Annotated in this window: 8 protein-coding genes and 1 tRNA gene; 8 read left to right on the top strand and 1 reads right to left on the bottom strand. The window is 68.0% G+C overall.

Going from position 1 to position 8722, the window contains the following annotated elements; genetic code table 11:
* Positions 1 to 8: 8 nt before the first annotated feature.
* Positions 9 to 1217, bottom strand: a complete 1209-nt coding sequence (locus AC08OO_RS01455) for a pyridoxal phosphate-dependent aminotransferase (protein WP_476608865.1) — start codon at positions 1215 to 1217, stop codon at positions 9 to 11.
* Between the two features lie 311 nt (positions 1218 to 1528).
* Here AC08OO_RS01455 and AC08OO_RS01450 point away from each other — a divergent pair.
* From AC08OO_RS01450 to rpoB, 8 genes are all read left to right on the top strand, one after another.
* A tRNA-Trp gene (locus AC08OO_RS01450) sits at positions 1529 to 1601 on the top strand.
* Between the two features lie 78 nt (positions 1602 to 1679).
* Entirely contained in the window at positions 1680 to 1928 is a 249-nt protein-coding gene (gene secE, locus AC08OO_RS01445) for a preprotein translocase subunit SecE (protein WP_011435026.1), read from the top strand.
* A 159-nt stretch (positions 1929 to 2087) separates the two neighbouring features.
* Positions 2088 to 2939, top strand: coding sequence for a transcription termination/antitermination protein NusG (gene nusG, locus AC08OO_RS01440; protein ID WP_476608866.1), 852 nt, complete (start codon positions 2088 to 2090; stop codon positions 2937 to 2939).
* A 35-nt stretch (positions 2940 to 2974) separates the two neighbouring features.
* Positions 2975 to 3409, top strand: a complete 435-nt coding sequence (gene rplK, locus AC08OO_RS01435) for a 50S ribosomal protein L11 (RefSeq protein WP_476608867.1) — start codon at positions 2975 to 2977, stop codon at positions 3407 to 3409.
* A gap of 136 nt (positions 3410 to 3545) precedes the next feature.
* Entirely contained in the window at positions 3546 to 4262 is a 717-nt protein-coding gene (gene rplA / locus AC08OO_RS01430) for a 50S ribosomal protein L1 (protein ID WP_476605933.1), read from the top strand.
* A gap of 400 nt (positions 4263 to 4662) precedes the next feature.
* Positions 4663 to 5226 carry a 50S ribosomal protein L10 gene (rplJ, locus tag AC08OO_RS01425; RefSeq protein ID WP_011435030.1) on the top strand — a complete coding sequence of 188 codons (564 nt, stop codon included), beginning with the start codon at positions 4663 to 4665 and terminating at the stop codon, positions 5224 to 5226.
* Positions 5227 to 5329: 103 nt separating this feature from the next.
* Entirely contained in the window at positions 5330 to 5722 is a 393-nt protein-coding gene (gene rplL / locus AC08OO_RS01420) for a 50S ribosomal protein L7/L12 (protein WP_476605934.1), read from the top strand.
* An 883-nt stretch (positions 5723 to 6605) separates the two neighbouring features.
* Positions 6606 to 8722 (top strand): DNA-directed RNA polymerase subunit beta (gene rpoB, locus AC08OO_RS01415; protein ID WP_476618158.1); only part of this gene is annotated, 2117 nt, incomplete at its 3' end.

Here is an 8722-nt window from a genome sequence, read left to right as displayed (position 1 = left end):
CGGCGGCCTCAGGCCGCCTCGGCGAGCAGGGCGGAGAGGCGGCTGACTCCCTTGACGAGATCGTCGTCGCTCAGCGCGTAGGACAGCCGGGCGAAGCCGGGAGTGCCGAAGGCCTCACCCGGCACGATCGCGACCCCAGCCTCCTCGAGGATCAGCTGGCACAGATCCGCGGACGTGGTGGGGATACGGCCGCGCAGGGTGCGCCCGAGCACGTCCCGCACCGACGGATAGCAGTAGAACGCCCCGTCGGGCAGTGGGCAGCGGATCCCGGGCGTCTGCGACAGCAGGCGGTGCATCGTCTGCCGGCGGCGGTCGAAGGCGGTGCGCATCGTGGCGACCGCATCCAGCGGGCCGGCGACCGCGGCAAGCGCGGCGGCCTGGGCGACGTTCGAGACGTTCGACGTCGCGTGGGACTGGAGGTTGGTCGCGGCGGCCACGGCGTCCGCCGGCCCGATCAGCCAACCGACCCGCCATCCCGTCATCGCGTAGGTCTTCGCGACCCCGTTGACGATGATGCAGCGTTCGGCGAGCTCAGGTACCTCGGCGAGAACGGAGGCGAACCTTGTCTCGCCGTAGACCAGATGCTCGTAGATCTCGTCGCTGATGACCCAGATCCCGGCCTGCTCGGCCCACCGTCCGATCGCGCGGACCTCCTCGGGGGTGTGGACGGCGCCGGTCGGGTTCGACGGGGAGTTGAACAGCAGAACCTTGGTCCGCGGGGTGCGTGCCGCCTCCAGTTGTTCCACCGTCACCCGGTACCCGGCTTCCGGACCGGTGACGACGTCGACCGGGACACCCCCGGCCAGCCGGATCGACTCCGGGTAGGTCGTCCAGTACGGGGCGGGCAGGAGCACCTCGTCCCCCGGGTCGAGCAGCGTCGCGAACGCCGCGTAGACAGCCTGCTTGCCGCCGTTGGTCACCAGGACCTGGCTCGGTGAGACGATCACCCCCGAGTCTCGGGCGGTCTTCTCGGCGATGGCCTGCTTCAGCTCCGGCAGGCCCGCGGCCGGGCTGTAGCGGTGCATGCGGGGCTCACGGCATGCCTTCTCGGCGGCGGCGACGATGTGGTCCGGGGTTGGGAAGTCCGGCTCCCCGGCGCCGAACCCGATCACGTCGCGGCCCGCGGCGCGCATCGCCTTGGCGGTGGCGTCGACGGCGAGCGTTGCGGAGGGGGCGATCCCCCCGATGCGGTGCGAGATCCTGCTCATGGCCGCCATGCTGCCACGGCTGTCACACGCGTGTCGGATGCACGTGGACGTACCGTGGGATCCGTCCGGACCCTCCGGCAACGGTCTTCCGGCCCGTCCGGCCGCATCCATTCGAACCTCCGTGACAGGCTGCCAGCCTCCTCGCCCCCCCGCTACCCCCTCGACGCGATCGCCGTACGCGGAGTCCAGGCGGCAAAGGGGTATGCTCGATCCGCTCGGGTACCCATTCCGGTACATCACCGTGCGGCTGGGCTATGCGCTACGTAGCGCATAGCCGGGGTATGGTGGCGTAGCGGTCGCAAGGATCCGGGTGTGTGTCTAGGGGCGTGGCTCAATTGGTAGAGCACCGGTCTCCAAAACCGGCGGTTGCAGGTTCGAGTCCTGTCGCCCCTGCGCTGTTCGACAGTTGGCTGGTCCGATGACCTGGCTGGTCCGATGACGCTGGTTCGATGACGGAGTGGGTGGAGTTGAGTGGCGACCGATACCCGTGACGCGGCACCGCGCCCCAAGCGGGCTACGCGTGCCGCGGGTCGACGTCGGTATCGGCCACTTGTGTTCATCCGCGAGGTCATGGCGGAGCTGCGGAAGGTTGTCTACCCCGGGCGGAGTGAGCTGATCACTTATGTGCTGGTCGTGCTTGTCTTCGTCAGCGTGATGACGGCGTTCGTGGCCACCCTCGACTTCGGCCTCACGAAGGCGGTCCTCGCGATCTTCGGCTGACGGGTCCCACCGCCGGACAGGCCGGGGCCGAAGCAGGCGGTGGTCGCTGGAGCTGCCCATCGGCGAGCTGGCTGCCCGTCCGGCCCGCCCCACGCCCGCGCAGCGCCGCTTCGCGGGTCCACAGCAGCAGAAGTGTTCACGAGAGTAAGGATCGTCCGCGTGTCCCAGTCGCCCGAGCACGCCTCCTCCGAGCAGGGGGAGGCCCTCGCCCGTCTCGATCCCCTCGCGGCGTTCGAGCACGACGAGGTGGCGAGCACGGACGCCGGCGCCGAGCTCGGCGACGTCTACGCCACCGCCGAGGCCGATCCCGCCCCCGAGGCCGATCCCACCGCCGAGGGCGCTTTCCCGGTCTCTCCGGCGGTCGGGACGGTGCCGCCGGCCCTGACCGACGACGCCGCCGACGCCGCCGACGCCGACGCCGACGACGCCGCCGACGCCGTCGCCGACGACGACCTGCGGCGGGCGATCGAGGACGCGCCTGGCGAGTGGTACGTCGTGCACTCCTATGCGGGGTACGAGAACAAGGTCAAGACCAATCTCGAGACCCGGATCTCCAGCCTCAACATGGAGGACTACATCTTCCAGATTGAGGTGCCCACCGAGGAGGTCCCGGTGGTCAAGAACGGCAAGCGGCAGCTTGTCCAGCAGAAGAAGTACCCGGGTTACATCTACGTCCGGATGGATCTGACCGATCAGTCGTGGTCGGCGGTCCGTAACACCCCGGGTGTGACCGGGTTCGTCGGGCTCACCAACCGGCCCTCCCCGCTGCGCCGGGAGGAGGTCCTCTCGATCCTTGCCCCGGTTGTGCCGAAGGAGAAGAAGGTCGAGACCGTCCGGGTGCAGGAGTTCGAGGTCGGCGAGTCCGTCACCGTCATGGACGGCCCCTTCGCCACACTCCCGGCGACCATCAGCGAGATCAACCTCGACGCCCAGAGACTGAAGGTGCTGGTCTCGATCTTCGGTCGGGAGACGCCCGTCGAGCTGCAGTTCAATCAGGTCGCGAAGATCTGATCCGCTCCGTAGAACCCCGGTAGGAAGACGAGCACATGCCTCCCAAGAAGAAGAAGATCGCTGCGATCATCAAGCTCCAGATCAACGCCGGCAAGGCCACCCCGGCGCCGCCGGTCGGCCCCGCGCTGGGTCAGCATGGCGTGAACATCATGGAGTTCTGCAAGCAGTACAACGCGGCGACCGAGTCACAGGCCGGCAACGTCGTGCCGGTCGAGATCACCGTCTACGACGACCGGTCCTTCACCTTCGTCACGAAGACCCCGCCGGCCGCGCGGCTCATCCTCAAGGCCGCGGGCGTGGAGAAGGGCAGTGGCACCCCGCACCGGGACAAGGTTGCCAAACTCACCGCAGCGCAGATCCGCGAGATCGCCCAGACCAAGCTCCCGGACCTCAACGCCACCTCGATCGAGGCCGCCGAGAAGATCATCGCCGGCACCGCTCGATCCATGGGTATCACGGTCGGCGAGTAGTACGCCCTCGCGTTCCCCCACCACCGGACCGACCAGTGGGAGGGCGGCCGGGCGCAGGTGCCGGGTGGACAGGACGTGTCCACGTCGCCGCGTCCCTTCGACGGCCGTCCGCCATCACCACGAGGAGACAGACAGTATGAAGCGCAGCAAGGCCTACCGCGCCGCGGCCGAGAAGATCAACCCGGAGAACTTCTACAGCCCGCTGGAGGCGGTCCGCCTCGCGCAGCAGACCTCGACGACGAAGTACGACGCGACGGTCGAGGTTGCGATCCGGCTCGGGGTCGACCCTCGCAAGGCCGACCAGATGGTCCGTGGCACGGTCAACCTGCCGCACGGCACCGGGAAGTCCCCCCGCGTCGCTGTCTTCGCCGCCGGGGAGAAGGCCGCTGAGGCGAGCGCGGCCGGGGCCGACATCGTCGGTAGCGATGACCTGGTCGCCCGGATCCAGGAGGGCTTCCTGGAGTTCGACGCGACCGTCGCGACGCCCGACCAGATGGCGAAGGTCGGTCGGATCGCTCGGGTCCTGGGCCCCCGCGGCCTGATGCCGAACCCGAAGACCGGCACCGTGACGCTGGACATCGGCAAGGCCGTCTCCGACATCAAGGGCGGAAAGATCAACTTTCGGGTAGACAAGCAGGGTAACCTGCACATCGTCATCGGGAAGACAAACTTCACCGACACCCAGCTGATCGAGAACTACACGGTTGCCCTGGATGAGATCGTCCGGGTGAAGCCGTCCGCGGCCAAGGGCCGGTATCTGAAGAAGATCACCTTCGCGACCACCATGGGCCCGGGTATCCCGGTCGACCCGAACCGCACCCGCAACCTTCTCGACGAGGGTGCCGCCGCCTGATCCGAGCCGTCCGGCGGCTCTCGCTCGTCCGGAGGCATCGCCGCGCGAAGCCATGCGTGCGGCCGCCGGGCGAGCGAACAGCGACGAGCAGTCGCGTACAGCAGTCGCGTACAGCAGTCGCGTACACTGATATCCAGTTCCACACCGAAGACCGCTGGTTGCCGTCTCCGTTCCCGTCGAGGGCCACTCCTCGTCCGGTTCGACCGACGGCCGAAGGCCCCGGGTTCCCCGGGCGGCCCGCGCAGGTGACGGACGGGAAGTTCCGTGACGGATGCACGCAGCCGGGTGACGCACCCGGTAGCGCCACCGCCGCCCTTCACGCCCCGTGCGCCTGCGCCGGGGCGTTCGTCATGTTCCAGGGGCGTTTCCGGATGACCAGCCGACACCCCGAAGGAGCCCCATGGCGAAAGCTGAGAAGACCGCCGCGGTGGCGGAGATCGTCGAGGAGTTCCGTGGCTCGACCGCCGCGGTGCTCACGGAGTACCGCGGTTTGACGGTGAGCCAGCTCACCGAGCTGCGGCGTGCCCTCGGCGAGGGCACGCGCTACTCCGTGGTCAAGAACACCCTGACCAAGATTGCGGCGGAGCAGGCCGGGGTCACCGGACTCGACGACCTGTTCGTCGGGCCGACCGCCGTCGCCTTCGTCAGCGGCGACCCGGTCGAGGCGGCCAAGGGCCTGCGCGACTTCGCTCGGGCGAACCCGGCCCTGGTGCTCAAGGGCGGCTTCGTCGAGGGCAAGCCGATGACCGCCGACGAGATTCGCAAGCTTGCGGATCTTGAGTCCCGCGAGGTCCTGCTGGCGAAGCTGGCCGGGGCGATGAAGGGCACGCTGGCCGGGGCTGTCGGGCTCTTCGCCGCTCCGCTGTCCCAGGTGGCCCGGCTCGCCGAGGCGCTGCGCGAGCAGCGCGAAGGCCAGTCCGCCGGCGTCGCCGAGCAGCCGGCCGCCGAGGCTGCCGCCGAGTAGCCGAGCGGCGCCACCATGGTGCCGCCCCGAGATCACAATCAGGTCGCTCGCAGTCACGAGCAGGCCACCCCGAATCAGGCATGACGAGGAAGGAACCGCCACCATGGCGAAGCTGTCGACCGAAGAGCTGCTGGATGCCTTCAAGGAACTGACCCTGCTGGAGCTCTCGGAGTTCCTGAAGCAGTTCGAGGAGACCTTCGGTGTCACCGCTGCGGCTCCGGTCGCCGTGGCCGCCGCTCCGGCCGCCGGTGGTGCGGGCGGCGAGGCGCCGGCCGCCGAGGAGCAGGACGAGTTCGACGTCATCCTTGAATCCGTCGGTGACAAGAAGATCCAGGTCATCAAGGAGGTCCGCGCGCTGACCAGCCTCGGGCTGAAGGAGGCCAAGGACCTCGTCGACGGGGCTCCGAAGCCAGTCCTGGAGAAGGTTGCCAAGGAGGCGGCGGACAAGGCGAAGGCGGCCCTCGAGGGCGCCGGCGCCACGGTCACCGTCAAGTAAGTACCGGCAGTCCGAGCAGTACTGGCAGCACCCCGCTGCCCTGGACGCTCCGTTCGGCAATGCTCGTCGCCGGACGGAGCGTCCTTTGCGGCCACCCGGCGTGGCCGTGGCGGCCACCCCCGTGCCGGGGCACCCCTCTGCGGTGCCCCGGCACGTGCTGTCTGGAAGGCCCGAAAGGTCCACCGCAGGCGGCCCGATGCACAGATGGGCAGGTCGGGTCCGTTCGTGACGTTTTCCGAAGGGGGTTGACGGCCTCTGTGGATCGGAGTTCCATCAAGTTTGCGAACCCTCGTCGGGAGCGGATGCGGTGCGCTACGTCCTCCCTGCCTGGTCCCATCACGCAGGTCCTTGCCAGCGGTGTGCCCTTCGGCTACACTGCTAGTTTGCGCTGCCCTTCTCGTTGTATCGGCCTCGCCGACGCCGTGCCGTTGGTGATGGTCGGCCCTGTTCGGGGGCTGGTATGCACCGCGAGGCGGTTCCGGTTACGTGGTCCGGAGCGGTACTCGCGGTCGGTCCGGGACGATGCGGGGGCGCGCTGGTCGTGCCGGAGTGTGGCACGGCTGTACGGCTGCCACACCGAGGACCCTGAGCGAAACCCTTGCCCATACACCGATCCGTTGTTCTCAGCGGACACTCGTGTCGCCGCGCGCACATGCCGTGGCGAGGCTTTCGCGTGCCCGTTGTCGGCTTGTCGGCCGCACATCCGCTACGCCGGACGCCCGGGGGTCGGCCTCCGCGTCCCGCAGCCATCATCTCACCGGTGGGGCACCCCCCGCCGCCGTTCCTGACAACCGTAGCGAGACACTGATCACCTGACCATTCCCCGACGGATACTTGACGTCCGCGACGCCAGCCCGACGATCAGGCCACCGGAAGGACCACCTTGGCCGCCTCGCGCTCTTCCTCCCGCATCTCGTTCGCTAAGATCATCGAGCCCCTCGAGGTCCCGGATCTCCTTGCTCTTCAGACGCAGTCCTTCGATTGGCTGATCGGTAGTGACGCCTGGGCGGAGCGGGTACAGGAGGCCATCGATTCCGGCCGTGACGACGTTCCGATCACCTCGGGTCTCGAGGAGGTCTTCAAGGAGATCTCCCCGATCGAGGACTTCTCCGGCTCGATGTCACTGTCCTTTCGGGACCACCGGTTCGAACCGCCCAAGTACTCCGTGGAGGAGTGCAAGGACAAGGACATGACCTTCTCGGCCCCGCTGTTCGTCACGGCCGAGTTCACCAACAACAACACCGGCGAGATCAAGAGCCAGACGGTGTTCATGGGTGACTTCCCGCTCATGACCCCGAAGGGCACCTTCGTCATCAACGGCACTGAGCGCGTGGTGGTCAGCCAGCTCGTGCGCTCTCCGGGGGTCTACTTCGAGCGCAGCCTCGACAAGGCTTCCGACAAGGACCTGTACTCCTGCAAGGTGATCCCCTCCCGGGGAGCCTGGCTGGAGTTCGAGATCGACAAGCGCGACACCGTGGGCGTGCGGATCGACCGCAAGCGCCGTCAGTCCGTCACGGTGCTGCTCAAGGCGCTCGGCTGGGACGAGGCCCGCATCCTCGAGCGGTTCGGTGACTTCCCGTCGATGCGGATCACCCTGGAGAAGGACCACACCGCCGGCCAGGACGATGCGCTGCTCGACATCTACCGCAAGCTGCGCCCGGGTGAGCCGCCGACACGGGAGTCGGCGCAGACCCTGCTGGAGAACCTCTTCTTCAACCCGAAGCGTTACGACCTCGCCAAGGTCGGTCGCTACAAGGTCAACAAGAAGCTTTCCCTGGGTGTTGCCCACGACGTCGGTGTCCTCACCGAGGACGACATCGTGCGCACGATCGAGTACGTCGTCAAGCTGCACGCGGGTGCCGACCCGGCCGAGTACGAGGTCGACGACATCGACCACTTCGGCAACCGTCGCCTGCGCTCGGTCGGCGAGCAGATCCAGAACCAGGTCCGGCTGGGACTTGCCCGGATGGAGCGGGTCGTCCGCGAGCGGATGACTACGCAGGATGTCGAGGCGATCACGCCGCAGACCCTGATCAACATCCGGCCGGTCGTCGCCTCCATCAAGGAGTTCTTCGGCACCAGTCAGCTCTCGCAGTTCATGGACCAGACGAACCCGTTGGCTGGTCTGACTCACAAGCGCCGGATGAACGCACTTGGCCCAGGCGGCCTTTCTCGAGAGCGGGCGGGCTTCGAGGTCCGCGACGTACACCCCAGCCACTACGGCCGGATGTGCCCGATCGAGACGCCGGAAGGCCCGAACATCGGTCTGATCGGCTCGCTGTCGACGTTCGCCCGGATCAACCCGTTCGGCTTCGTTGAGACGCCGTACCGCAAGGTCGTGGACGGCCGCGTCACCGACGAGATCGACTACCTGACCGCCGATGAGGAGGACCGGCACGTCAAGGCGCAGGCGAACGCGCCGCTACGGCCGGACGGAACGTTCGCGGAGGATCGTGTCCTGGTTCGCCGCAAGGGCGGTGAGGTCGAGTTCATCCCGCCGGATGAGGTCGACTACATGGACGTTTCGACCCGTCAGATGGTCTCCGTGGCCACTGCCATGATCCCGTTCCTCGAGCACGACGACGCCAACCGCGCGCTCATGGGCTCCAACATGCAGCGCCAGTCGGTGCCGCTGCTGCGCTCCGAGGCGCCGCTGGTCGGCACCGGGATGGAGGCCCGCGCGGCCAAGGATGCCGGCGACGTGGTCGTCTGCGCCCAGGCGGGGGTGGTCGAGGATCTCTCGGCCGACTACATCACCGTCATGCACGACGACGGCACCCGGCGCACCTACCGGCTGGCGAAGTTCCGCCGGTCGAACCAGGGCACCTGCATCAACCAGAAGCCGATCGTGAACGAGGGCGACCGGGTCGAGGCCGGCCAGGTCATCGCGGACGGCCCGTGCACCGACAACGGTGAGATGGCGCTCGGCAAGAACCTGCTGGTCGCCTTCATGCCGTGGGAGGGGCACAACTACGAGGATGCGATCATCCTGTCCCAGCG

The sequence above is a fragment of the Frankia sp. CeCAU1 genome, assembly GCF_977971845.1.
This window is presented reverse-complemented; position numbering and strand designations above follow the sequence as displayed.

Excerpts from the sequence above, each read along its gene's own strand:
- AC08OO_RS01455 (WP_476608865.1), bottom strand. The coding sequence starts at position 1,217 with ATGGCGGCCATGAGCAGGATCTCGCACCGCATCGGGGGGATCGCCCCC.
- rplK (WP_476608867.1), top strand. The coding sequence starts at position 2,975 with ATGCCTCCCAAGAAGAAGAAGATCGCTGCGATCATCAAGCTCCAGATC.
- rplA (WP_476605933.1), top strand. The coding sequence starts at position 3,546 with ATGAAGCGCAGCAAGGCCTACCGCGCCGCGGCCGAGAAGATCAACCCG.
- rplJ (WP_011435030.1), top strand. The coding sequence starts at position 4,663 with ATGGCGAAAGCTGAGAAGACCGCCGCGGTGGCGGAGATCGTCGAGGAG.
- rplL (WP_476605934.1), top strand. The coding sequence starts at position 5,330 with ATGGCGAAGCTGTCGACCGAAGAGCTGCTGGATGCCTTCAAGGAACTG.